The sequence below is a fragment of the Parabacteroides sp. AM17-47 genome (assembly GCF_003434625.1).
Classification (GTDB): domain Bacteria; phylum Bacteroidota; class Bacteroidia; order Bacteroidales; family Tannerellaceae; genus Parabacteroides; species Parabacteroides distasonis.
Genome location: NZ_QTLI01000002.1, coordinates 151,855 through 177,466, shown reverse-complemented (window position 1 = coordinate 177,466; position 25,612 = coordinate 151,855). Strand labels below are relative to the sequence as shown.

At 38.7% G+C, this 25,612-nt stretch carries 22 protein-coding genes and 1 pseudogene; 13 read left to right on the top strand and 10 right to left on the bottom strand.

Annotation, left to right across the window (positions count from 1 at the left end):
* The first annotated feature begins 30 nt into the window (after nt 1-30).
* The 9 genes from DW205_RS02140 (at nt 31) to DW205_RS02100 (ending at nt 8,565) form a co-directional block, all read left to right on the top strand.
* Complete coding sequence (locus DW205_RS02140; protein WP_013611617.1) at nt 31-1,272, top strand: hypothetical protein; 1,242 nt, start codon at nt 31-33, stop codon at nt 1,270-1,272.
* Nucleotides 1,273-1,430: 158 nt separating this feature from the next.
* On the top strand, nt 1,431-1,994 hold the full coding sequence (locus DW205_RS02135) for an isoprenylcysteine carboxylmethyltransferase family protein (RefSeq protein ID WP_005868419.1): 564 nt from the start codon (nt 1,431-1,433) through the stop codon (nt 1,992-1,994).
* Between the two features lie 7 nt (nt 1,995-2,001).
* Nucleotides 2,002-3,768: an ABC transporter ATP-binding protein gene (locus DW205_RS02130; protein ID WP_005868421.1), complete on the top strand. Its 1,767-nt coding sequence runs from the start codon at nt 2,002-2,004 to the stop codon at nt 3,766-3,768.
* Between the two features lie 4 nt (nt 3,769-3,772).
* Nucleotides 3,773-5,572 (top strand): ABC transporter ATP-binding protein, encoded by a 1,800-nt coding sequence (locus tag DW205_RS02125; RefSeq protein ID WP_005868423.1) that lies wholly within the window; start codon nt 3,773-3,775, stop codon nt 5,570-5,572.
* Between the two features lie 118 nt (nt 5,573-5,690).
* Nucleotides 5,691-5,930, top strand: coding sequence for a hypothetical protein (locus tag DW205_RS02120; protein ID WP_002560578.1), 240 nt, complete (start codon nt 5,691-5,693; stop codon nt 5,928-5,930).
* Nucleotides 5,920-6,303, top strand: coding sequence for an RteC domain-containing protein (locus tag DW205_RS02115; protein ID WP_008778329.1), 384 nt, complete (start codon nt 5,920-5,922; stop codon nt 6,301-6,303). Before DW205_RS02120 ends, DW205_RS02115 begins: the two co-directional genes overlap by 11 nt.
* 129 nt (nt 6,304-6,432) lie before the next feature.
* Nucleotides 6,433-6,783, top strand: coding sequence for a helix-turn-helix domain-containing protein (locus DW205_RS02110; RefSeq protein ID WP_005868427.1), 351 nt, complete (start codon nt 6,433-6,435; stop codon nt 6,781-6,783).
* A gap of 255 nt (nt 6,784-7,038) precedes the next feature.
* Nucleotides 7,039-7,623, top strand: coding sequence for a BfmA/BtgA family mobilization protein (locus DW205_RS02105; RefSeq protein WP_005868429.1), 585 nt, complete (start codon nt 7,039-7,041; stop codon nt 7,621-7,623).
* A gap of 6 nt (nt 7,624-7,629) precedes the next feature.
* A complete protein-coding gene (locus DW205_RS02100) occupies nt 7,630-8,565 on the top strand; it encodes a DUF5712 family protein (RefSeq protein WP_005868432.1) in 936 nt (311 codons plus the stop codon).
* A gap of 185 nt (nt 8,566-8,750) precedes the next feature.
* Here DW205_RS02100 and DW205_RS02095 read toward each other — a convergent pair whose 3' ends face one another.
* Genes DW205_RS02095 through DW205_RS02060 form a run of 8 tightly spaced genes read right to left on the bottom strand, consistent with a single transcriptional unit; the run spans nt 8,751 to nt 18,351 of the window.
* Complete coding sequence (locus DW205_RS02095) at nt 8,751-9,188, bottom strand: hypothetical protein (protein WP_223382230.1); 438 nt, start codon at nt 9,186-9,188, stop codon at nt 8,751-8,753.
* Between the two features lie 8 nt (nt 9,189-9,196).
* Complete coding sequence (locus tag DW205_RS02090; protein ID WP_005868436.1) at nt 9,197-10,690, bottom strand: LA2681 family HEPN domain-containing protein; 1,494 nt, start codon at nt 10,688-10,690, stop codon at nt 9,197-9,199.
* A 19-nt stretch (nt 10,691-10,709) separates the two neighbouring features.
* The gene (locus tag DW205_RS02085) at nt 10,710-11,696 is read right to left on the bottom strand and encodes a hypothetical protein (protein WP_008778330.1); all 987 of its coding nucleotides are present in this window, start codon (nt 11,694-11,696) and stop codon (nt 10,710-10,712) included.
* Complete coding sequence (locus tag DW205_RS22220) at nt 11,693-14,989, bottom strand: hypothetical protein (protein ID WP_008778331.1); 3,297 nt, start codon at nt 14,987-14,989, stop codon at nt 11,693-11,695. Before DW205_RS22220 ends, DW205_RS02085 begins: the two co-directional genes overlap by 4 nt.
* Nucleotides 14,982-15,647 carry a hypothetical protein gene (locus DW205_RS02075; protein ID WP_005862058.1) on the bottom strand — a complete coding sequence of 222 codons (666 nt, stop codon included), beginning with the start codon at nt 15,645-15,647 and terminating at the stop codon, nt 14,982-14,984. Before DW205_RS02075 ends, DW205_RS22220 begins: the two co-directional genes overlap by 8 nt.
* Nucleotides 15,617-16,927, bottom strand: a complete 1,311-nt coding sequence (locus DW205_RS02070) for a hypothetical protein (protein WP_005862059.1) — start codon at nt 16,925-16,927, stop codon at nt 15,617-15,619. The genes DW205_RS02075 and DW205_RS02070 overlap by 31 nt, the downstream gene beginning before the upstream one ends.
* A 27-nt stretch (nt 16,928-16,954) precedes the next feature.
* A complete protein-coding gene (locus DW205_RS02065; RefSeq protein ID WP_005862060.1) occupies nt 16,955-18,004 on the bottom strand; it encodes a DUF4917 family protein in 1,050 nt (349 codons plus the stop codon).
* Nucleotides 18,001-18,351 carry a hypothetical protein gene (locus DW205_RS02060; RefSeq protein ID WP_005862061.1) on the bottom strand — a complete coding sequence of 117 codons (351 nt, stop codon included), beginning with the start codon at nt 18,349-18,351 and terminating at the stop codon, nt 18,001-18,003. The genes DW205_RS02065 and DW205_RS02060 overlap by 4 nt, the downstream gene beginning before the upstream one ends.
* Nucleotides 18,352-18,723: 372 nt before the next feature.
* Here DW205_RS02060 and DW205_RS02055 point away from each other — a divergent pair, with 372 nt between their 5' ends.
* From DW205_RS02055 to DW205_RS02040, 3 genes are all read left to right on the top strand, one after another.
* Complete coding sequence (locus tag DW205_RS02055) at nt 18,724-19,341, top strand: hypothetical protein (RefSeq protein WP_005862062.1); 618 nt, start codon at nt 18,724-18,726, stop codon at nt 19,339-19,341.
* Nucleotides 19,338-20,126, top strand: coding sequence for a nucleotidyl transferase AbiEii/AbiGii toxin family protein (locus tag DW205_RS02050; protein ID WP_005862063.1), 789 nt, complete (start codon nt 19,338-19,340; stop codon nt 20,124-20,126). Before DW205_RS02055 ends, DW205_RS02050 begins: the two co-directional genes overlap by 4 nt.
* Nucleotides 20,127-21,085: 959 nt before the next feature.
* Entirely contained in the window at nt 21,086-22,507 is a 1,422-nt protein-coding gene (locus tag DW205_RS02040) for a PLP-dependent aminotransferase family protein (RefSeq protein ID WP_005862067.1), read from the top strand.
* Here the strand turns inward: DW205_RS02040 and DW205_RS02035 are convergent.
* Nucleotides 22,495-23,691, bottom strand: a complete 1,197-nt coding sequence (locus tag DW205_RS02035; protein WP_005862068.1) for a PLP-dependent aminotransferase family protein — start codon at nt 23,689-23,691, stop codon at nt 22,495-22,497. The two genes, DW205_RS02040 and DW205_RS02035, sit on opposite strands and share 13 nt — an antisense overlap.
* A 117-nt stretch (nt 23,692-23,808) precedes the next feature.
* On the opposite strand from DW205_RS02035, the pseudogene DW205_RS22780 reads away from it, so the two are divergent.
* Nucleotides 23,809-24,092 (top strand): annotated as a pseudogene (locus DW205_RS22780) (response regulator transcription factor); the annotation flags it as partial.
* 223 nt (nt 24,093-24,315) lie between these two features.
* On the opposite strand, the gene DW205_RS02020 reads toward DW205_RS22780, so the two are convergent.
* Nucleotides 24,316-25,524 carry a hexokinase gene (locus DW205_RS02020; protein ID WP_005862069.1) on the bottom strand — a complete coding sequence of 403 codons (1,209 nt, stop codon included), beginning with the start codon at nt 25,522-25,524 and terminating at the stop codon, nt 24,316-24,318.
* Nucleotides 25,525-25,612: the final 88 nt, after the last annotated feature.

Here is a 25,612-nt window from a genome sequence, read left to right as displayed (position 1 = left end):
ATATTATTCAACAATAAAATAAAAAGTAAAATGAAAAAGAGAATCAACGGAGTATTACTCCTCCTAATGAGTATCACTATGCTGTTTTCAGCTTGTAGCAAAGACCCGGAAACGAAACCAATCACGACCGATCCGGAAGTAAAAGTTGGCGATATACTTGTTTACACCATGCTTATGAATCCCGGTGGACAGACCGGGTCAGGTTGGATGCAGTTAGCAGATGGAGTGTCTCCCAAGAAACTGACAAACAAAAATGCCGTGCAAGTCGGTTACGGAATGATGCCAGTGTGCAACGGTAATGATGTGTACACTTTTCCTGCGTTCGGAGCACAAGGTGATGAAAATGTAGTAACAAAATGGGGGCGTTCGGGAACTAAACTCACCAAAACGGCAACCATGCCTATTCCCCTTAATTCTGTTCCAAGACACATCTCTTTTGTTAATGCAACAAAAGCCTATCTGATATCACTTATCGGCAAGTTATTTATATTCAACCCTCAAACGATGGAACTAACTGGTGAGATTGATCTGTCCTCTTACGCTGCACCGGGATTGGCCGTACCGATGTTTGGATCTCCGTTTGTGCATAATGGACGTTTGTATGTAACACTGAATCAGACAGACATGACATTCCAACCGGCTACCGAACCTCAGATAGAACTCGCGGTAATCAACACTCAAACGGACAAGGTGGAGCGTGTCATCTATGAAAAGGCGAGTGGTATCGGTATCGGGGCTTATACCTATGGGCAACAAACCTTTATCGATGAAAAAGGCGATATGTATCTGATGTGCACGGGCGCATACGGCATGAATCCTAAGTACAAGACCGGTATCTTGCGCATCAAGAAAGGCGAAACCGAATTTGACCCTACCTATAATTGGGTGTTGAACGATCAAACAATCGAAGGCGAATCGGGCAAAACCGTTTGGCTGCTTCAATCACAATACGCCGGCAACGGAAAAATGTATGCCACGATGGATATTCCTTCTTATTGGGCAAACCCAACATCTCCCAACTGGTTCACGGATAAATCGCTCATCAGTGTAGAGATGGATATTTACAATAAAACGGTAAAAAAACTTCCGATACCGATGACGTCAAGCTTTGGAGGAGCAGTGGAGAAATACAAGAATCTTATCGTGTTTGCTATTAATGGCAGAAATGATGTGGGCTTTTATACGCATAATCCTGCAACCGGCGAAACAAGCTCGGATGCCGTAGTAAAGGTAGATGGAGCTCCTGCATATTTCCATTGGTTTGAAAACTAAGTAATAATCAATCACTCAGAAGAGGCAAAGGTGAGAGTTGAATTATCGGCCTTTCCTTTGCTCTCATTTTTTAGCCCAAACATTTATTAATCTTGTTTCTCCATTCAGAAATGGCTATTCAAGGGTTTCAATATCACACACAATAAATAAAATTTCGTATGCCAATAAACGATTTCATTCAATTTCACTTCGGTTGGCTCAATGCATGGATACCTTCGTTTGCATTGGTGCTGATACAACTTTTGTATATGATTCTTTACCGAGAAGGTGGCAAACGTGCCGTAGATACATCTTGGTATACCTCTAAGGACAAGCGGTACGCCACTTTAAGCTTTGTGTTTCAGGGAACATTGCTTTTGGTGTCGCTCTTTGTCCCTCTCCGCATAGGTACACCGCTATTCACGGTGGGGTGCGTCTTGTTTGCCTTTGCACTTGTCGGATTTATGGCAGCCTTTCATGCTTATGCCTCTACGCCTAAAGGAGAAACTGTCGTACGAGGCGTTTACCGCCTGTCGCGCAATCCGATGTACTTCTTCTATGAAGTGGGAGCATTGGCGGTTTGCATTGCCTCGGCATCGTTGTGGTTGCTGCCTGCCACAATTCCTTTGATCCTCGTCACGCATGGCGTTATCTTGGGTGAAGAGCGATACTGCATGACCACTTATGGGGAAGACTATGCGCGGTACAAAGCGAGAACTCCCAGATACTTCTTACTCAAATAGCAACCTTATGAACAATCTCTCTCAAATACTCAATTCCGCCACGATGGGGCAGCCCCGTCGCTTGCGTCCGCTGATAGGCTGGACGGTTGCGGAGTACTTTTTTCGTGGCGCACCGTATGGGGCAATGCTGCTCGTGGTGTGGGAGGTATTCAAACCTCTGCAAAATCCCGGCACACCGCTCAACCTCGTGAACATAGGTTGGGCGTGCCTAATGCTCCTAATTTCTCTCGTTTGCCTTTGGCTCATTAGCAAAAAGGCATACCTTGTAGCCTATAAAGACGGCTACGACATTTGTTGCGATGGTCGTTTGGAAGTGGTCAATCACCTGCGCCAACTGCCGATGAGTTTCTTCAATAGTCGTGATCCCGGCGACATCGGGGCATACATTGTCAGCGACTATAACAACGTGGAGATGCTCACTACTCACCTTATCGGTCAGTTCTTTGGCGGGCTGGCGATGCCCATCGTCGCTTTGGTTTCGCTCTCATTCTTCAACTGGCAATTAGCTTTGGCGGCAGCAGCTGTCATTCCATTGGCATACCCCATGATGTGGCTCACCAATCACTTTGTGGCAACCTTGGGCAAGAGGCATCAAAAAATAAAGACCAATGCCGCTTCGCGCATGATCGAGTATATACAAGGTATCCGCCTGATTAAGGCTTTCAACCTGAGCGGCAATAAGTTTGAACGCTTGGAACGAGCTTTCCGTGATCTAAAGCGGGAGAGCATCCGTTTGGAAGCGGCTCCCGCACCCAGCATCACGCTGGCTTCCACTCTGCTCAATGGCGGCCTGGTTCTTATTATGCTACTTGGCTTCTCGATGTTGTTAAATGCCAAAGTCTCCATGCCCGTTTACATCATGTTCCTGCTGGCAGGATCGGCTATCTATGCCCCACTCATCAACGCCTTGACCTTTATCGCCCTCATCAACTACATGAAGCTGGGAGCCGAACGCATTGATGCTCTTTGCAAAACGCCCGTACTTCCGGAGGGTATAATAGAAGATGTTGTCAACTCAGAGATAGAGTTCCGTCACGTCAGCTTCAGCTATAATGCCGATATTCCCGTACTTCGGGATGTATCGCTTACCATTCCCGAAAAGGAACTGACCGCTTTTGTGGGACCATCGGGTTCGGGCAAAACGACATTGACACGACTCATTGCCCGTTTCTGGGATGTAAGCGAGGGGGAAATCCTATTTGGCGGACGAAACATCAAAGACTACACCGTGCATACACTGATGCAACAAGTTTCCATCGTCTTTCAGGATGTGTATCTCTTCAACGATACCATTTATAACAACATCCGCGTGGGACGTGAGACAGCTACCCGCGAAGAGATAGAAGTTGCCGCACGCAAGGCGCAATGCCACAACTTCATCACCGCTATGCCTGATGGCTACGAAACGATGGTGGGTGAAGGAGGTAGCACACTATCCGGTGGAGAGAAACAGCGTATCTCTATTGCCCGTGCCATTTTGAAAGATGCGCCCATCGTGTTGCTTGACGAGGCAACCGCTTCGCTCGATCCCGAAAACGAGGTTCACATCCAAGATGCTATCAACGACTTGGTGAAAGAAAAGACTGTAGTCATCATCGCTCATCGCTTGGGCACGGTGATAGGTGCCAATAATATTGTAGTGATAGACCAAGGACGGGTGGTGCAGCAAGGCAAGCATCAAGCTCTTTTGGCAGAGGAAGGACTGTATCGCAATCTTTGGGAGGAACAACAACGGGTAAAAGGATGGAAGTTCAAACAATCGAATAAACAGTAAGGCTATGGATACAAATAAACGCAAGACCGGGCTGGCACGGTTGATAGAAATAGCCGGCACTAAACGTCGGCTGCTCATCGGGGCGATGTTGTTGGCAGTTATCACCGCCATCGTGCAGTTTGTGCCGATCATAGCGGTGTACAATATTCTCATCGAGTTGGCAGAGCATGCGCTTGATCCCTCATTAATTGACAAGGCATACATCTGGCTGTGGAGCTATATCGCCTTGGGAGCTTTCTTCGCTTTCGGAGTGCTCACGTTTGCTTCCCTCATGCTCTCGCACATTGCCGCTTTCAACATTCTGTATGAAATACGAATGCAGCTAGTACAAAAAATGGTTCGTTTGCCCTTGGGGTTCTTTTCCCGCCGGGCTTCGGGAGAACTGAAGAAAATAATGAGCGACGACGTGGAGCGCATCGAACTGTTTATTGCCCACCATATCCCTGACATCGTAACTGCCCTACTTTTTCCGCTGATTCTCGTCAGCTATATGTTTGCCGTAGACTGGCGGTTGGCTATCGTAGTATTGGCTGTGCTGGCGATGGCATTCTATGTGATGGGAAGAATGTACACCGGCAAAAAAATCCGGGAGGTTTCCAAACGGTATGTGGAGACCTTAGGCAGAATGAATGCTAGTATTGTGGAATATATTCGCGGTATTCAGGTGGTGAAGACCTTCACCGAATCGACTAATGCCTATCGCAAACTCAATGACGACATCAAGGAGTACCGCAAATTTGCCAACGAGGTAAACGTACAATACCAACCCACATATGTAGGTTTCCTTACCATACTCTCTTCGGCACTGCTCTTCATCATTCCCGTGGCAGTGTGGCTGTTTGTGGGGAGTGCCTCGTATGCCACTTTCGTGCCGGTGCTACTCATGTTCCTGTTTTTCGGCGTGGCTGTTTTCTTTCCCGTGCTTAAACTCTTGTGGATAGGCAGCTTTCTGAATCAGAACAACATGGGTGTACAGAAGATTGATGACATTCTCTATATGGACGAAATCGAAGAGCCTGACATTCCCCGACACCCCAAAGACGCTTCAGTGGAATTTCGCAACGTCTCTTTTGCCTACGACACCACGCCGATACTCAAAGCGATATCTTTCATCTCCCATCCCGGTACGATAACTGCATTAGTCGGTCCTTCGGGAGCCGGTAAAAGTACCGTTGCTATGCTTGCCGCCCGCTTTTGGGACGTTCAAAGCGGAGAAATCTTAATAGGAGGAGTGCCAGTCAAAGAGATTCCCACTTCGGTGTTGATGGACAACGTCGCTTTTGTCTTTCAGGATAATATGCTCTTCTTCGATACCATCGAGGAGAATATCCGTATGGGTAACAAGACTGCAACCTTTGAGGAAGTGGCACGGGCTGCCTGTGCCGCTCAATGCCATGAGTTTATAGAATCCTTGCCCAATGGTTATCAGACATTGGTAGGCGAAGGAGGCATCTACCTCTCTGGTGGTGAAGCACAACGCATAGCCTTGGCTCGCGCCATATTAAAAGACTCCCCTATTATCTTGCTGGACGAAGCCACCGCCTTTGCCGACCCCGAAAACGAAGGTAAGATTCTGGCAGCATTCTCTCATCTCATCAAAGGAAAGACGGTATTGGTCATCGCTCACCGATTGTCTACAATCACCAATGCCGACCGAATTCTGTATGTAGATAAGGGTGTGATAGCCGAGCAGGGAACACATGAGCAGCTACTTGCTCTTAAAGGAGAATACGCTCGTATGTGGGAAACCTACAACCGAGCAAAGAGGTGGACGATTGGTGGAAAAAATAACCGTAAATTATAAATACAACAAAATATAACCGGTATGAAAAAACTCATTCAAACCGCTGGCTACGGGAGAATTGTATCAACGCAATCCTCAGCAAAGCAACGCAATTTATCAATATGTAAATGTATTAATTATGAAAGACTTATCAGATTTGAGATTTTTCCGACTATTATCGGAACACTCACAGAAAGAGTTTGCCGTAAATGATTTTACGGCCGCATTGCAAGAACTTGCCAATCACTTAGTAAGTATTGCTATAAAGGAACAGGACTACGCTGTATTATTACGTTACTTCTCTTTTGGACTAAACAGGCTCAAGTCGTATCGAGTACAATTTGAGCAGGGGGAAAAACGCCTTGTCATTGCTTATTGATGAAGCGATAGGACTTGTAAATACGGAAATCCGCATACTCAATATGCAAATTAAATATCCGGTTCAATTCCAAAACCGGAAGAATAAACTTCCACTCTCGCCGCTCTACCTTACAGACGAAACCTATCTTATTGAGATTATGGAGATAGTTAGTGGATTGTTCCTATCTAAAAGAGTGGTAACGCGCAGTGGTACAGAAGCACCACTTACAGAAATCGGAAGAGCCTTTGAATACCTTTTCAATATTAAATTGGGCGATGTGCATAAGAAGCATGAAAGTGTCGTTAGTCGTAAACCATCAAAAATAACCGAATTTTTAGATACGCTTCGTAAAGCCATTAATGAAGAAAGCAAAAAGAAAGGCTATCTATAAATCAACTATTTAACAACTATTTATAGGGGTGTACCAGTGGTACACCCCTAACTTATTTTCATCCATTTGCCGAACTTTGCTTCATCAATCGATTGAAACCAATAATGTTAAACTTAAAAATGAAGCAAAATGTATATAGACAACGAAAACTTCGACAAGTGGATGGAACGGCTATCAAAAAAGCTCTCCGAAATCGGACAAGACCTAAAATCCCTTATCAATACCGACAAGATATTAGATCCTAGCGACAAGATATTGGATAATCAGGATTTAGCTTTCCTGCTGAAAGTATCTTTCCGAACCCTGCAACGCTATCGGGCAAGTGGCAAACTTCCTTACTTTATGATAAGTCATAAAACCTATTATCGTGCTGCTGATATTCGGGTATTTATTCAAGAAAATGCCGACTGTAAAACATACGAACGGTTCAAAAAGGAAAACCAACTCGATAAGCAAACTGAGGCAAACCAAGGTGGGTAATATTACCGCCTGATGAAAAGCTATCGCTCCCCATTTAGCAGAAACGGCCTCACCTTGTGGCTCGGCTCGTTTCGCTAAATGAAGCAAGAGGGAACTGGACAAGTCCTGTTCTTCCTTCTTGCCCTGCGGGGCAAAGCCTTCGGCTTTAGCGGTTTAAGTGAAACCGCTGTAATGACACCTGTAATAATCAATTTTAGTTTATTGCTTATTATCAGGTGATTAATAGAGCGAATTTCTATAAAATTGTAATTACTCATGCAAAATAACAGCAGGAAAACCATATTCACCACCGTTTCCATAGACAAGGAAACGGGCGGCTTAGTAGAAAAGATATGTAAACACTATTCGCTGAAAAAGGCGGAAGTAGTGAAACTGGCTTTTCGGTATATCGACAAGGCAAATATCAATCTCGCCGATGCCCCCGAATCGGTCAAAGCCGAACTTGCCAAAATCAACAAACGGCAGGATGCTATTATACGTTTTATCCGTAACTACGAGGAAAAGGAACTTAACCCGATGATACGGGCGACCAATTCGATAGCCGTCCGCTTCGATAGTATTGTGAAAGCATTGGAAACACTTGTTCTTTCGCAGTTGGAGAAGAACCAAGAGAAACACAATGCCGTGCTGCAAAGAATCAGTGACAAATTCGGCGAACATGCCGACGTGATAAACAGTCAGGGTAAACATATCGGCGCGTTAAAAGAGACGCAGAAAAAAGACAATGCAAAACTTTTGAAGTTGATTAGCCTTTATGCGGAGTTGGCAGCTTGCGGAGTGATGGACGGCAAGCGCAAAGAGAGCCTGAAAGCCGAGATAACGAACCTGATAAACGAATAGCAAACAATGAACATCGATTTCCCGCCACCGTCCAACGGAGTGTATAACAATGCAGGCAGCAGCCGACAGTTAGCCAACTATTGCGAGCATGAAGATTTGCAACGGATGGAGCAGGGAATCTATACCGAAGGCTTTTTCAACCTTACGGATGATAATGTCTATAAATCCCATGTGATTAAAGACATTGACGGGAATATCGGGCAACTCTTAAAGACTGATGCCAAGTTTTACGCCGTTCACGTCAGCCCGTCCGAAAAGGAACTGCAAGCGATGGGAAGCACGGAACAGGAACAAGCCGAAGCCATGAAGCGGTATATCCGCGAAGTGTTCATTCCCGAATATGCCAAGAATTTCAATAAAGGATTATCAGCCGAAAACATCAAATTTTACGGCAAAATCCATTTCGACCGAAACTGTTCCGACAACCGTCTGAATATACACTGCCATTTGATTGTGAGCCGTAAAGACCAATCGAACAAAGTCAAGATAAGCCCGCTTACCAATCATCGAAACACCCAAAAAGGCGTTATTACAGGCGGTTTTGACCGTATCGCCTTATTTGAGAACGTGGAGAAAGGTTTTGATAATCTATTCGGTTATAATCGGCAACTACCCGAAACTTTTGAATACTGCAACACTATGAAGAACGGCACTGTCACGGATAAACTATGGATGCAGGAACGGGAACTGAAAGCCCCCGAACAAGATTTTGCTGGTGAAAAGAAAAAAATTGTCTATGTTCAAACAGATGAAAATATAAAAACACAAATAAATAAAAATGTAAAAACGTTTTCAAATATTCCAACCAATACGCAAACAGATGAAAGCGGTTTATCTTCTTTATTTTCCATACTTCCATCGGCTGCGGATGTCAATCCAATGGATGAGCAACAACCGCTGAAACCCAAGAAAAAGAAGAAACGGAGACCAAGATTAAGCTGATAAAATATTAGATTTATATTGTGCCAAAAGTTATTTCCCGTCCAACTTCGGTTATTTCCCGCTCATGGCTTCCCTGCCCGTTTTGGAGGGCGGAAGCCCTGCGAGAATAACCGATTGTCCGAGAATAACTTTTGCCAGTTTAACGGCGGCATAGCCGCTTTTATTAATACAGTTTATTTTTGATACTAAAATCTAAAGATGCAAATATATATTGTGTACAACAGTTCTATGGCTGAAACAATTATAATAAGTAACGACAATATGGTGACCTGACCATATTTCTTTTCTGCTTTATTTAAATGCTCAGATAAATTTACTTCAAACATACCGTATGACTGCTTGCGAGCGATTTCTTTCATAAAATGCTCAATATAAATCAGCATTGAAAGAGAACAAAATGGCAACAACAATATCAGACTATTAAATTCTTTATTTATCTGACATAAAGCAAAATATCCTGTAATAAAAATTGTATTGAACATGAACAACTTATCATGCAACCTATCGAAATATTTTAACACATATCTTTTGGAATCGTATTCCAATTGTTCTATTTTACGTGAAAGGCGTTCCAAAGACTTCTCCGCTTCTTCGATTATTTTATCTCCATCAAGATTATCCATATTATTCATTATATCTTAGAATTATCGTTTATTATCGGCATATCTATTGTTTTGGTTAAACCCTCTAAAGGCTTTCGGGAGCTTTCTTCTTCGTAAATAAGAGATGAAAGATAGATTAATGCAGACCTCGTAAGTTTCAGAATTTTAAATGCTTTATCATAAAAATCAAGCCTTTCAATTTCATATGTTTCCGGTGATTCGTTCCAACAAATATTTTTCCCTTCAACAATTTTAAATGATTTATGCTCCATAAAATTTCTCATTATCGCTATTTCCTTCGCTTCCGGTTCTATTGGTGAATCTACTCCTTCGTCCAAATCCTTGCTCAACCAAAATAAGCCCTGCAAAGCCAAATTTTGAGAGGTAAACATTTCCTCATTTATCGGATTATTCCTATTTCCTCTTTTATGCCATATATTTCTAAAAGAAACTCGATTTTTATCAATTCCCAAGTTTAAATATATATTCATAAGATAGGCTATCTTATCAAAAATAGAATAGCAAACGCGAAAGGATATTTTTATTTTTTCAATGGAAATGGCATAGACCGGACAATCAAAAGCAGTATAAAGGACAACATCTCTGTCTGAATAATGAGGTTTGTCAGTATTTACGCCTTCATAGAACAGAAACCTTGCTGAAACAAATTCCTGCTTCATTTGATTATACATCGATTGGCATATTGGTTTTTCTTCTCTTTTCAAGACCATTGTTGGAGTATGCAGAATATCGTGTGCAACAACATTTTGGGCTATAACATCATTTAGTGGATTTAGAAATAATACATTATCAATGCACCACTGTCTATAGTCAATTTCATCCGTTGATAATCCATGAAAGAAATCGTCATATTGCTTGAAATCATTCAAGTCTTTTAATGGATACCTTGTGGCAATGTGTTCCGCCAAACTATTAAACCCTGAACGGGCTTCTTCGTAAACATCTTTTTTATCACATGCTTCCAGTAAATGCTTTCGGGCATATTGCAAAAATATAAATTGATGTACCCCGTCAAAAACTTCCCTTGCATATCGGTATAATCCAAAACCCTTATTCCCCAAAGCCATGCCAAAATTGGGATTTATCAAAAGTGCTTTATTGAAATAGTCCTGCGCTTCTGAGAAACGCCCGATATGGTCAAAAGCACATCCCAGATTAGTTAGGATTTGACAAACATTAATATCTTCTCTTTTGCCAATGAGTTGCAAAGCACAACGTAAATGATATACTTGTTTTTCAAACTCTTTGGAACTAATGGGAACTTCGTAAGAGTTTAGATATTTTAGTTGTAATACATAACTCCAACCATTTGCCAAAAAATAATGAAATGTACTTTTTTGCTCATCATTGAAACGCTGCAAATCCACGTCCACAGATAGATTTAAACCGTTTTTTATAGATACAAGGTCATTTATACTTCTGGATTTCTCAAAAATATTGGCAAAATTATTTAGTATCTCATTAGGCGAATATGTATTTATATTAGTAGGGGTTATATTCATGTTTATTTGTAGATTTATGTTATTTTACTTTTCCTATCTCGTCGATTATTCGACCTATATCGTTCCCTTCTTCCTCAATCCACTCATCAGTTTTTATGAGGTTTTGTAGTATTGCCAGTTGTTCAGAAGAATATAGGTTAGCGGTTAATGATGATAATTCTGTAGTTTTATCCCATTCGCTACGGTGATAATCTTCTGTATCTTTGATTCGTTCGGGTTTACCGTTGGGATTTAGAAGTTGTAACGAAGAGGCTTTGTCCTTAATCATTTCAACCCGATGATAAATCCGCTCATAAATTTGTAATCCCATCAAGTCCCAATCACACAGGTAATATATCGGATATTCAATTTTCGGTAAATTTTCAATCGGCAAGGTATTATTGCCGCCAACGTGCCATAATTCAACATTCCTTTTTGGGGCAATGTCAAGGGTAAGAAAATAACGATTTTCACATAGGATTATACATGTTGGATTTTTGCATGGAACACGATAAATCCACTGACCTTCGTTCTGGGGAAACTTATCTATCCCTATTATTTTTAACACAGCATCTTCCAATGCAGAACCCTTTTCAATATGTTTGGCCGATTTGAAGAACGATTTTGAAATTCCTTTTCGTCCGTCTTTTCCTGCCTCTATTTTACTTCGCATTTCGGATAATAGTGTTTGCCCACTATCGACCAAGACATTCTCACATTGCTTGATGTTCATTAGGCTCTTGATTTCAAATTCCGAAAATGGAGTGTGGGGCGTCAAAATCTGATTTTCCGACAGAAAGGAATAATACTTGTGAAATAGACCTTCTATATTTTCCCGCTCATATTCATCGTCGAATTTACTGTATGGCTCTATGGTTTTAGTTGAACCGATTTTCTTCTTAATATACCCTTCTCGTTTTAGATATTTGAAGTATGGGCGTTCCTGTACTTTCAAATTGGTTTTGCGTTCGTGGTATAATTGATACAGCGCTTTAAACTCAGGCCATGTTAATTGTTTATTTATCATATCTTCTGAATTTCATCGGCATTACTAAATATAGCAAAAGTACTCACTCGTTCTTTCCGCTTTTTACTGCCGTTGAGGATGTATAAATATTGTTCACCGTCCCTGAAATCATCAAGGGGATTGATTGACATTGATATTAGCTGATAATCTTTGGCTTCGGCAATTCGTTCAAGTAAATCGAAATTACTACCAATTCCTTCAGCCTCGTCAATAGGCATAAAACGTAATCCACTGTGTTGTCTCCCCTTTTCTTTTTTCTCAACTAAGGAAAGACGGGCAACGCATAACATGGCAGTAACGGCATAGGTCTGACCTGCGCTCCCGACATTCTTTTCTCCATCATCCGACTCCATTTCGAATTTTATATCAAAATAGTTCTTGGGATTTAATAAGTCTTCTATTTTCGCATTCTTGAATCCACCACATTTTTCAAAAGCTGTAGCCATCATGTCAGGAATATCAATTTTTTCTCTTAATGCTGCAAATAAATCTTGATGAATGCTTTCTTGTTTTATCGAATCATTAAGCTTTTCCAAAAACATATCAATCCAATCGATTGGATAAATTAAAGAAAACGGACAAGTAAGACTTAACTTAAATCCTTGTGATATTTCTTTATCCGAGCCTTTAAAATAGGCTCCAATCTCATACATTTTTGCAACATAATCGCTGACAGCATCTCTAACATCCTGAAAAATTTCCTTGAGCAAATTCAGTTTCCGATTTCCGATATGGATATGTGTGTCATTTAACTGTTTGAGAAAGTCTAACATTTGCTGTAAAGCATCTGTCTCATTTGACGTCAATTGTTTTGCGGGAATCTCATTAACAACTTCTCTTGTTAATGCCAAATAATCTTCAGACCCCATGAATCGTTGATACATTTTTTCGCTTAAAAACTCGATAACAATATCATCATATGCTTGCTTATAAGCATTCCTTGCTGAATAGAATAATTGTTCTTTTTCTTCGGGTTTGGCTACAATATTAATTTTTAAGTTTATCTGTTGGTCTGACTGTGCTTGATAATCTAACTTTGCCTGATGATAAAGGCTGTCTTCTTCTTGAATCTTAGTTTTCAGAACTTTTATTTCTTCTTTGCAACTGTGTTTTTTCTTTAGATTATCATTTAGTTCTGAGCGAAGATTTAATATGCTTGTCGTATCTAAATCCTCAGGGATTTGTATATAAGTTGAAAATAATTGTCGAAATCGAGTTGCTCTATTTTGTTTATATATAAGCAGTCTGTTTGCTTTTTCTTGAAGTTGTCTGATAGCGGTTTGAACTTCAAGAAAAGAGAAATTCTTTGAGAATTCTATTTGGCAGGCTTGTTGTATATCTTTTTTTACTTGCTCTTGCTCCGTTTCTCCCTTTATTTTCAGGATTTTGGCAGCATCAAGTTCCGATTTGGTTTGCTTAATGTCTTCTCCATTAAAATGGACTTTCAACAATTCATCTAATTGTGTGGCAGTAATATCTAAATTTTCATCAATGATATATGCTGATATTTCATCTCTACGAACAAAAGCGTTAACTGCATTCTCGCCATGTTTAGACGCCACTTTTTGCATAGCCTCTATAGTTTCTTTCTCTTCTCTTAATGAATTGATGATTTCTGCTGCATCTTTGTATTTTTCGTTGAAGTATCCCGTAATTTCGTCACTATTCTTCGTTGTGAAAAATCGTTCGGGTATGTAAGGTACAAATCTCCTAATGCTGCCCCAATCAACCCAAAAACCATTCGGATTGCTTTCTTTTTCCCCGATTTCCAAGTTGCCAAAAAAAGTTTCCGGATTTGGTATATATTGTGTATTCTTTTCAATACTTGCAGGTTTCTCAATAAGTATCATATCTAAGTTGAACAAGACACTTTCTTCCTCATGTGATAATGATGGTTTGTTCTGTATTGTCCAATATGCTAAAGATTTAGTATTGGTGACATCTGAAAAGTCCTTTAAAGTAGTAAGTCTCTTTATTTCGGTGTTGATTTCTTCTGTTCTCTTCTTGTAAAAAGCAGAGCCATCAACTGCTCCTCTCGCCCAAGGAGATTTTGTCCATTCTTCATATAACTTTTGCTTCATCAATTCATCACCCAAATTTTTCAAGTGTTCCTTTTCAGCCTTCTCACTCAATTGTTTTGAGTGCCTATCTCGTAATTTTTCGCATGTTTTATAAGCATCAAGTAATTTTTCTACTTTTTGCACTTGAATGTACTGTTCGTCGAGTTTGGGGTATTTCTGAAATGCAACGGACTCTTTAGTCAGATACGCTGTTATATTTTCTTGAGCATTTTCAATGATGGATAATTTATCTGCTAAAAGATTTACGTTTTTCCGTTGCTCCTCAGCTTCTGCTGAAAATAAACGCAAAAAGGAATTGGCTACTTTATGATTGATACTTTTTATGTCATACTGAAGCTGAATACATTTTTCTTCTGCCGTATTCTTGTTTTGATAATGAAATATGGTTTTTGTTTTCAAATAGTCTTCCTGTGCTGCATCCCGTGCTTGTTTTAAATCGAAAAGACGTTTGAACTTTTCGTATTTGATTCGCACTTTTTCTAATGTGTCTTTATTTTCTTTGTGGTCTCTTAATTCTTGTGCTATATCTGCAAGTTGTTCGTCAAAACGAACTTTGATGATATTTTCCCTATCGTCATTAAGGAAAAACTCTTTCAACCATTTCGAATTGTTTTTAAATCCTTTACTACGAGAAAATGCGCGAATGATTTGTGCAAAATTCTTTAAGTTTCCTTCTGTCTTCAGGTCAATGGGAAGGATTTTGTTTTGTTCAAGTAATTCATGATATTTATTCAAAGACAGTTTTGCAGCATAAGCCTGTTTATTTTCTTTCATCCTTTCAGGAAGATTAGTTATATCTATAATCTCGTCACCCAACATAAAATCTTTTGATATAAGAGGTGAAGAAAGAGGCTCAAATACGTCTAATCCTATATTTGCTTGAATAATAAAAGGGTCAATGGAAGTAGTTGATATGTACATCCCGATGACAATAAATTTGTCCGTATCTATTGCAATGTTTAGAAATACATATCCATATCGTTCAATGATTAACTTTCTTGCTTCCCGCTCTGAACTTGAATCTGTGGCAGATTTAAATTCCCTTTCTCCGACTAATATCAGTTGTAACACATCTGCAATAATAGATTTTCCGACACCGCTGTCACCTGCAAAATCTGTCCGAAACGGATGAAAACGATAATCTGAATTATAATGATTACGAATGCCTACTGTTGAAAGGCTATATATACGAGGAAATTTTTTATTACTCATTGCTAATCGGTGTATTGATGATGTAGTTTTCAAACATATTCAGTAAACGATTGAGAGACGGCATGATTTCAAAAGTTTCCGTGCTTTTGTCTATCATAATCCAACATAAATCGTTGAATTTTTTAAGCGCTTTGTCCATCTCATCTTCAATAGATTTTAGCTCATAATCCGTTTCTTCTGTATCTTCCGATTTTGCAAATAGCCGTAATAAGTGCGGTTTATATTCTTCATACTCCGACAATACTTGTACTTTAAAATCTTGGATTAGTATACGGCTTTCTGCTCTTGGTTCAAGAACATACATGCGAATTAATAGAAAGGCTATGATTAGATGCGATTCCGCAAGATATTCACGATTTTCTACAGGAATATTACCCCGTTGGTAGTATCCGTTTCCATCTTTGAAGAAATCAATGAAAAAGTATTCTAAATCACCTTCGCCCTCACGATTCAAATGGATATCAAACAAATTGTCATAATAAGATTTTAGTTTGTCGTAATATTTTCCGACAAAAGCAAACTGCTTACCCTGTGAAGGACATTTTTGAATATGTTTTCCACTTTTCAAAGCATAATCGACATCTGCAAATATTGATATTGCTTCTTGTGTCGTTAAAAATGCATAGCCTACATTTTCTTGTAAATAATCGTCTTCCATATTTTTATCATTGGATATTCGGGGATGCCAACTATTTCAGTTGAAATAGATATCCCGAATGAATTAATGTCACGGTAATATTTAGACATGGTTTTGTGAGCTAACTTCACACAAATACGGATATTCCCATTTTCTTTTTTGAGCACTTCATAAAAGAAAGCAGAAAAATCAACTTCTTGATATGCTTTTAGTCGATTTTCCAAATCAAGCATATAAAGGTTAATCCTTTTTTGAATTTCAATCCTTTCTTTTTCCAATAAAAAGCGATTCTCTGTTTCAGTGGCGTTGGTTACGGGAATTTTTGATTTCGCTGTTTTGAACCGACTAAGGGAAGCTCCATCAAAATTTTCTTTAACGATAATAAACCTTGGTTGCTGAGTATAACGTATCGGGATACTTGGTATGCCATCAGGGAAACGGATTTTGCCTTTTTCCAAAGTGCTTTTTTCAAGTAGTTGATTAAAGAAGCGTTTGAACCGAATGTAGAAATCGTGCCTATTGATATTTCTGATATATTCATTTAGTCGAGGTTTAACGCTGTCTATACGCTTGCTGATGATTTTCAGATTACCTCGAACTTCCTGAAAGAAGGATAGCACATTTGCCCGTTGTCTGTTCAGAAGAATATCTTCTGTAATGATATTACTCTTCAATAGCTTGTTTTGAATATCGTGCGCTCCACTAAAGGCATTATTCAACTCTTCTGTTTTGGAACGAATATCTTCCAATGTGTTAACTATTGATTTTAAAGCATTCAAATCGTAAGCATGCTCATTTGATATCTGTCGTCTGAAATCAATGACTAATCGGTCAATTTGGATATATAGGGTATTAATTTGTGTATCTACTCTTTGGCTATAGCTTTCGAATGTAGTAGAGTACCACTCTGTGAAGGATTGTTCGCTAAAGGTGTTAGAAAGGTATAAAAACTCTTTTTGTAGCTGAGTGGGATTGAATGTCTCTTCAAGAATATTTTCAATCAGTTTGCACCACTTTTTGGTAAAAGGTTTGAGACGGTATAGCCGATTCTTTTCATCGCGCCATAAAAAATACTTTTGAAAATACTTGACTATATTATTAAACTGTATTTTCTGATTGGTTTTCAAATCATATCGGATCTCCCTCAACGATTTGATGATTTCTTCTTCTGAAAACTCTTTCCCAATGTCTCCGTCCTTTTGTTTCTGATACAGATGAAACAGCACCAATCCTTCCTGCTTAAGAGGAATAAGATTTTCATATTCTTTTTCTATTTCATTGTATAGATTGAATAAGGACATAACTTTAACAATACAAAAAAGTTAACCTTATTGCCAAACATTGGTTGTTTTAGCATTATAAAGATTAACCTTACATTTAAATTTAGTTTTTATTTTCTCAATATGCATCAAATCGGCATCTGAGTATACACCGATATACACACTCCATAATTTGTCTTGTGCCTTCTTCCCTTGATTAGCCGCGATGTTTATGGCTTCTATGATATGTGTATCATTGTCGCCAAAGTTGAAACCAAATGTTATTAATGAGCCTTTTATCGAAGAAAACTTATCAAAGCAAAACGACAGGTATTTGTTATGCATAATGTGCGTAAGTTTTTCATTTGCATTGCCTGCTGTCACAAAAATGGGATATTCTTTCTTTTCCATTCTTGCTTTAATGTTATCTAATAAGTAGTCACCGTTATATTCTTCTTTGATTATATCTATTCCTGTATCAAATAGAGGAAGCGCACCATGCAAATAAAATACGGATTGGCTATCCTTATTTTTACCCCAACGAAGTTCAGAATATTCCGGTTCATAATCCGGAACATACTCATCTCCTAATGGGTTTTCGACTTCTCTTCCAAAGCCATCTCCTGCATTTTTACAAGTGTTGCGCATTAATACCCAATAAAGAAGCAAGTCATAATTCGACGAAAAAACATATCCGTCATTAACTAAGTAATCTTCTAAAAAAGTACAGCAAGCGGCATTTTTTTCTTCAGGTATCTTAAACACATGTTCAGGGTGCATTGCTTTAACAGCATCAATCAAGCTATTTTTCAGGGTTTCACTTGTATGCTTGATTTTATCAATCAGTTCTTTGTCTGCATTGAAAACTTGAGCAACATTAGCGAAAAGGTCTAATTGCTGCATGATTATCTCAAAGTTCTTTGTATTTATGCTGTTGAATAGCTGTTTCAATAATTCATCTTCCGAGTTTTCTATAAATGCACTAAGCGCATTATATGAGAATATTTTGGCATCATAAGCCATACTGAATCCATTTCCCAACAGCAAATGCTTAGCCCTTCCTTTTTTGCGTAGGGATTGAACAACCTCTTGATAGGTTTGAAGTTCTTCAACTTTCATACTTCAACTTTTTTCCAATGATGTTTGGGAACAAAACAAGGCAATTTACTCAAAATAATATCCTGAGGTAAGCCCCACATGATTTCATATGTATTTTCTCCAACTTGGGAATTAGCTTCCTTTGCTTCTAATTCCATATCTATGGGGACATTCACAAATATAGTATAGTAAGGACTGGTAGATTGGTCATAACTTTTAAGTTTTGGGTCTATGGCAACAAGCTTGTCAAATAACCCTTCAACATTTAACTTCTTATCTACACTAATAGGAATTGAACAATAAGAATTGCCCTTGCTGTCCACAAGGTGACTTTTAATAATGCTATCTGCTAACTTAATCTTTATCATGATATTTTCTTTAAGATTTCTACTTCAAACTTTCGTTAATGGCAAAGTTAGCAAATCTTTTAACATTGTCACTAACTTTTTCATTTTAAGAATGAAATCTATGGTATTAATACTAGGAATTAGTTGTTTTGCTTCACCATTCACAATAAACAAGCTGTTTTTATTCGAATAAAGTTGCTTATGACATCTCTGTTACCACTACTTCAGCAGTTGCAAAATAGCAGGGCAAAGTCTTTTTTGTTTTATCGACAAAACAAAAACAGCTTATTTTCGTCTTATCGACAGAACAAGAATACCCCTAACTAATCCTGATATTTTGTTTTGTTTCTAAAATGCATTATATTTGCAGCATAATAGAAACAAAATCAAGAAATGACATTTTTGGAATTTAAGAATCAGCTATTCGATTTGGCATGCTTCAATATCTATCAGGTATATGCATGGCAATCGGATTTTGACCGTAATAGCCTTACTCGCTGGGTGAAGAAAGGATATCTTATCCGGTTACGGCAGGGATACTTTGCTTTCTCTGAATATAAGAGCAAACCGGATTATTTCCTTTATTTTGCCAACAGGATTTACCGTCCGTCCTATATCAGCTTGCATACAGCATTGTCGTTCTATGGGATGATACCGGAAGCGGTGGTACAGATTACCAGTGTGACAACCCTAAAAACAGCATCTTTCGTCAATGACTTCGGCGAATACTCTTATAAGAACGTCAAAGAAAACCTGATGTTCGGGTACGAGTTGAAGCCAATGGCAGACAATCATACCATACAGTTTGCCACACCCGAGAAGGCATTACTTGATTTGCTGTATCTTTATCCGTTCTATGATAGTGAGCAGGAATTGGAAGAATTGCGCTTGGATGAAGATTACCTGCACGATGATTTAAACAAGGATTTACTGATGGACTACTGCGACATGTTTCAAAGCAAGGCACTTGATCATCGTGTAAAGTTACTTCTTAAAACTTACGATTTATGATACAGATTGAACAGATAAGAAATTATTTTCCGGTTCAAATCCGTGGAAATTCGGGGTTCGATAAGCACATACTAAAAGAGTATTTACAGTTGATGATTCTGGATTACCTTTCTTCTACGCCAAACATCCAAAAGATGGCTTTTATCGGTGGGACAAACCTGCGTTTAGTAAAAGGGATAGACCGGTTTTCTGAAGATTTGGATTTTGACTGCAAAAACCTGTCGAAAGACGAGTTTATTGAAATGACAAACGGCGTAATTCAGTTTCTGGAACGTTCAGGATTACGCGTGGAGGCAAAAGATAAAAAAAATCCAAAGCTAACAGCCTTCCGGCGTAATATTCATTTTCCTGAACTGTTATTCGATTTGGGATTGAGCGGACATAAGGAAGAACGCTTTTTGATAAAGGTCGAAAGCCAATACCAAGGAATTGCTTATCCCCCTGTTATCACAAATATCAAAGGGTACGGATTCTTTTTCCCGTTTCCCGTTCCTTCTGATGGTGTATTGTGCAGTATGAAAATTGCCGCCATGTTAGCCCGCGCCAAAGGACGTGATTTTTACGACCTGATGTTTTTGCTTTCGCAGTCAAAACCCGATTACGATTTTCTTTCAAAGCGTTGCGGAGTACATAATTTGCAGGAGTTCAAACAGGCAGCAGGCGAATTGCTGAAAACAGTCGATTTGAAGAAGAAGCAAAAGGATTTTGAGCACTTGCTTTTCAATAAAGCGAATAGTGAGAAGATTTTGAGGTTTGGGGATTTCGTTAATTCGCTTACAGAATAATTCGATGCGAAATGCACATTTCGGAAATGACCGTTTCGGAACAATGGAAAGGCAAATTAAACAGCCGTAAATTTTACCGCCATAAAAATTACCTTCTATTTCTGTTATGCCCTATTTTTGCTGCACAAGAGAAGTAAAAAGACTAATTATTTCAACTTTTCGGTCAAACAATGGATTAATTTAATATTCTTTCTTAACTTTGCAGTAACAATCGTGTTAAATCACGGGCAAAACGATGAGAAATAATCGTGTGCTAAATCGTGTGGATTTTCCGATGAAAGAAAAGATAAGTCGGTGATTGTCAATGGTGATACGTAAAGCGTTCACTTTCTGGTGGAAACAAATGCATATTACCCCTAATTTTGTAGATTTAAAGAAAGTACTTATCTTTGCTTTCAGTATTCTCCATGAGCAAACTATCGCAAAAGCACGTAGCAAATTAGTGGGTTAAATCATGGGATATGCTTGAAGCTAAAAATATAAAGTTTTAAATATCAGCGTGGTAACTCTGTAAGGAGAATCCCAGGCGGATCACATAAGAACAAAGCCAAACGGCGACAAAAAAGAGACAAGTCCTACAATATCAACGTATTGTAGGACTTTTTTTATTGTTTCAGTCTTGCTTAAAAGACAAAAAAGGGGCACGAAAAGACACGGTTGAGTATCCAAATCGTACCCCCTTCCCCAAAAAACGATTAGGGGGTACGATTGTCGGAAATCACTATCCATGCAGAAGGTTTCAATCTCTGTATTGATTTTAGATATTATCATCTGAAACCTGTTTTACTGTGATTTTTTTATTAATGGTGTTTAAATTCAGTTGTTTACTCGAATACCTTTCTTTTATTTAAGAATAGCAAAGCAATACAAAAGTCATTCTGTAAAAGTAATTCAAAGTCCAAAACAGATACAGACACGATTTTTGTATATTTGCAGGATACAGATAACACCTGACAAGTATGAAAAAAGAAATCCTATATCAAGAAATAGCGAGAACTATTGCCTGTCAAATTAAGAAAGGCGTGTGGAAAGCTGGTGAGAAACTACCTTCTTTACGCACTATTAGCAATGAAAATGGTGTAAGTCTTAATACTGCAATTCAGGCATATTATGAATTGGAAAAAGACGGATTTATAATATCACGCCCAAAATCAGGGTATATTGTCAATTACAAACCCATACGCCTATCTGTTCCAGCGACAACACAACCGTCTGTAAAGCCTGAGAGCAAAGAGGTGATAGATTTGATTGCTGACGTATACAGCTCGTTAGAAATAGGAGATAAATCGATCACTCGATTTTCATTAGGAATGCCCGAAGATATTTTATTACCAATTGCAAAACTTAATAAAGAACTTATAAGAGCTATGCAGGCACTTCCGGGTAATGGAACCCGGTATGATGAAACACAGGGAAACATGCGATTACGTAAATCTATAGCTCGTTTTACGTATAGTTGGAAGGGAAACTTGACAGAAGATGATATAGTGACAACTGCTGGAGTTACTAATGCGGTTGCTTTAGCTTTATCTGTAATTACTAAGGTAGGAGATACTATTGCGGTTGAAAGTCCGGTCTATTTTGGAATGTTACAATTAGCCAATAGTATGGGGTTGCGTATATTGGAATTACCTACCAATCCAGTAACAGGGATTGATCCAGATGCGCTGAAAAAAGTTTTACCACAAATTAAAGCTTGCCTGCTTATAAGCAACTTTAATAACCCATTGGGAAGTTGTATGCCTGATGAACATAAAAGGGTAGTTGTTGATATGCTGGCCGGATATGATATACCTTTGATCGAGGATGATTTATATGGTGATTTATTTTTTGGAAATTCACGTCCTAAGCCCTGCAAGGCTTTTGACAAGAAGGGGCTTGTTTTATGGTGTGGTGCGGTATCTAAAACATTAGCGCCGGGGTATCGGGTAGGATGGATTGCTCCCGGCAAATTTAAACATGCTATTATTTGCCAAAAGAATATTCACCTTATTTCTACGCCTGCGCTTAATCAAGAAGCGGTTGCCAATTTCATGGAGAATGACAGATACGAAAACCATTTACGTAAACTGCGACAAGAATTATACGCAAACAGTATTCATTTTGCCCATTCCATCATGGATTACTTCCCCGAGAATACAAAAATTGTTACTCCACAAGGAGGATTTATGCTTTGGGTGGAATTAGACAAACAGATTGATACAACAGAACTTTATTATCGGGCTATGCAGCGAAAAATAAGCATAGCCCCCGGACGTATGTTTACATTACAAGAGCAATATACCAATTGTATGCGTTTAAGCTATGGACAACGATGGACTCCACTTCTTGAAGAACGTTTAAAACAATTGGGGGATATAATTAAAAATCACTTTAACTGATGTATGTATTCCTTTAGTACTTCCCCTATTACTTGAAGTCCTTTCATGATTCTATCTTCTGGCATATTAGAGTAATTTATTCTAAATGTATTTTCTTTGTGCTCAACAGGATAAAATGAACCGCCGGGTACAAAGGCTATTTTCTGTTCAATGCATTTTTGCAGGATGTCACGCGCTGAAATATTTTCGGGTAATTCAATCCAAGTAAATAACCCGCCTTGAGGATGAGTATATTTTATGTCATTAGGAAAATAGCGTTCAATACATTCTAATGCTATATCTCTGCGTTTTCTGTAGACTTCTACTATTTTGCTAATATGCTCATCGATATCATATCGTTTTAGATATTCGGCAATAGTCATTTGAGCTATTGTGTTACACTGCAAATCAGTGCCCTGCTTAACTAACACATACTTGCGGATAATATCTTTATCACCTGCAATCCACCCAATCCGAAAGCCCGGACAAAAGATTTTAGAAAAACTACCAGTACATAAGATATTACCTACCTTATCAAAAGACTTTATAGAGGGTAAAGACTCTCCTTCAAACCTTAATTCTCCATAAGGGTTATCTTCAATAACAGGAATATCATATAAAGCAGATAGTTCAGCCAGTTTTTTTCGTCTTTCCAAACTCCATGTTTTTCCAGTGGGATTTTGAAAGGTTGGTATTACATATATTAGTTTTATATTTTGAGTATTATTCAGTACCTCTTCCAAAGTAGCCATATCCATGCCTTCTTCATCTGTTGGAATTTCAATGAAGCTACTCCCATATGATTTGAATGCGCTAATTGCTGCTAAATAGGTGGGGCTTTCACACAATACGATATCACCATCGTCTAGAAATACTTTTCCGGATAAATCTAATCCTTGTTGCGAACCGTGAGTTATAAGAATATTATCCTTATCAAACGATGTCCCTAAGCGTTCATTCATTCGTTTGGCAATCCATTCACGTAAAGGATAATACCCTTCAGTAGTCGTATATTGAAGAGCTTTTGCTCCTGCTTCTTGCAAAACGACCTGATTCATTTTGTTAATTTCATCTATGGGGAATAGCTCAGGGGCAGGTAGTCCACCAGCAAATGAAATAACATCTTCCCGTTCTGTAACTTTGAGTATTTCTCTTATTTCCGAAGCCTTTATATAAGACATTCTCTTGGCAAATTTCAACTTCATAATCATTAAATATATTTGAAAACTAAAATAATGCAAAGTAAAGCATAATAGATAAATGAGAACAGATACAATTTGCACAATATCAGCGGGTACAGATTTTCGGAACCAAGTATTATCCCGATTGTATCGCCTACCGAAAGAATCAAACGGACAGTTATCAATAGAAAGACAGGACTGATACTTGCGTCGAAGTTATTCTAGCCGAACCTCAATTAACCAAGCGTGAGAAAGAAATACTAATATTAATTCGGCAAGGTTTTCTGAGCAAAGAGATCGCTTATAAGCTAAATCTTAGTATTTATACGGTAAATAATCACCGAAAGAATATATTGGCAAAGCTAAATGTAGATAATGCGATCGAAGCTATCAATAAGGCGGAAAATTTCGGTATTCTCTATTGATTACGATATCCAATCCAAACCACTAGCTAATATTGATATGATTGCGGTTATATTTCATCCTCTGGGGCTGAATCCATTTGTGCGATGCGCTATGAGTGAATTATACAATCATTTTTCTGCGGAAAAAGTAGTGCGGGTATCGTATGTAAAGAATACCCGCACTTTCTATTTATTTTGAAAAACGTAATTTTATAGTTCAAGATTCACTTCATTCATATTGATTTCAAGAGAGCGCCGCTATACCTGTTCCTATCAAGTTTGCGTTATTCATATTGTTGATATGGATTTCGACATCCGCTAATGCGGATTCATTAAGGAGTTCTTGTAATTTCTCCAGAACAAGAATGTTATAGTTTTTATCTTTTCTATTCTCGCTCCAAAATAGACTGCCTTCGGCTACTAGACAGATTTTTTGTATATCTTTATTATATGATCTCAGTAACTGAATAAGGCCCAGTAGCGATGCGGCGACTAATTGTGCTGATCTGTTGTAGATCCAATGAGCTACATCTACATATACGTCCTTGTGAATATCCGGATAGTTCATGATAGCGGTCAATTTTTGGGCATCGAATTTATTCTCAAACTCATCCAAAGGGAAAGTTGCTTTCAATATATCGCCTAGATACATACCCGAAACCGCTTTCTCAAACCGCTGTTTTCCAAGGCTGCCTGAAATGGCGTCAACCGTATCATCGACTGTCGTGAGGAATGGAGGATGGAAGTTACCCGACTCTAGGTTGACAGGGACTAAGCCTTGTATATTATAGCTCGGATCTAATTTCTTTATTTTATCCGCCGGAATGAAAGTGGCCATGTTGGTGCCTGTTCCTACGATCAGACCGATATAGGCGTCATAGCTATTGTCGGTTAGGCCGGCAAACAAGCTGGCGATAGTATCATTTAATACTTTAATACCTGTAAATTTGATTTTACAATGTTCGTTTAGGTAGTCGAGAAGTGGTTTACCTACTAATTGCCCTACCATTTCTTTAATGTCGACTCCTTTTGTCCAACGTAACAATTTGGCGTCTCCACTGAGTACGGATTCTGCTGGATAAGAAAAACAATAGCCGATTGGCATTTCCTCATCCCGTTTTATCCCGACAATCATATCGGCTAATTCTTTAAATAGCTCCTCACGAGTATATCCCGGTGATTTCATGATCGACATGTCTTTTTTCCACCCGTTGTTGGGATGGATGGTTGGTGATCCTTGTCCAAGATCGACGGTCGCTACTCTATAGTTGGTTCCTCCTAAATCGAGAACCAATGCTTTTCCATTAATATCAGAGGTTTTGGGAGAGATAAAAGTCGGTATGCATTGTATCTCCGCATTTTCATGTTTTAATCCCTCTTCAACCTTTTCCCGAAATGAACTGGCTATCTCTTTGAGTTGGTCATTTTCTAACCAGAAAATATTTTTCTCCATAAGATTGATTTTTTGATTTTGAAATATCCTTGTTAGTGAATAACAATTTAGAAAGGGATTTGACTATCCTTATTGGTTGATTAAGTTA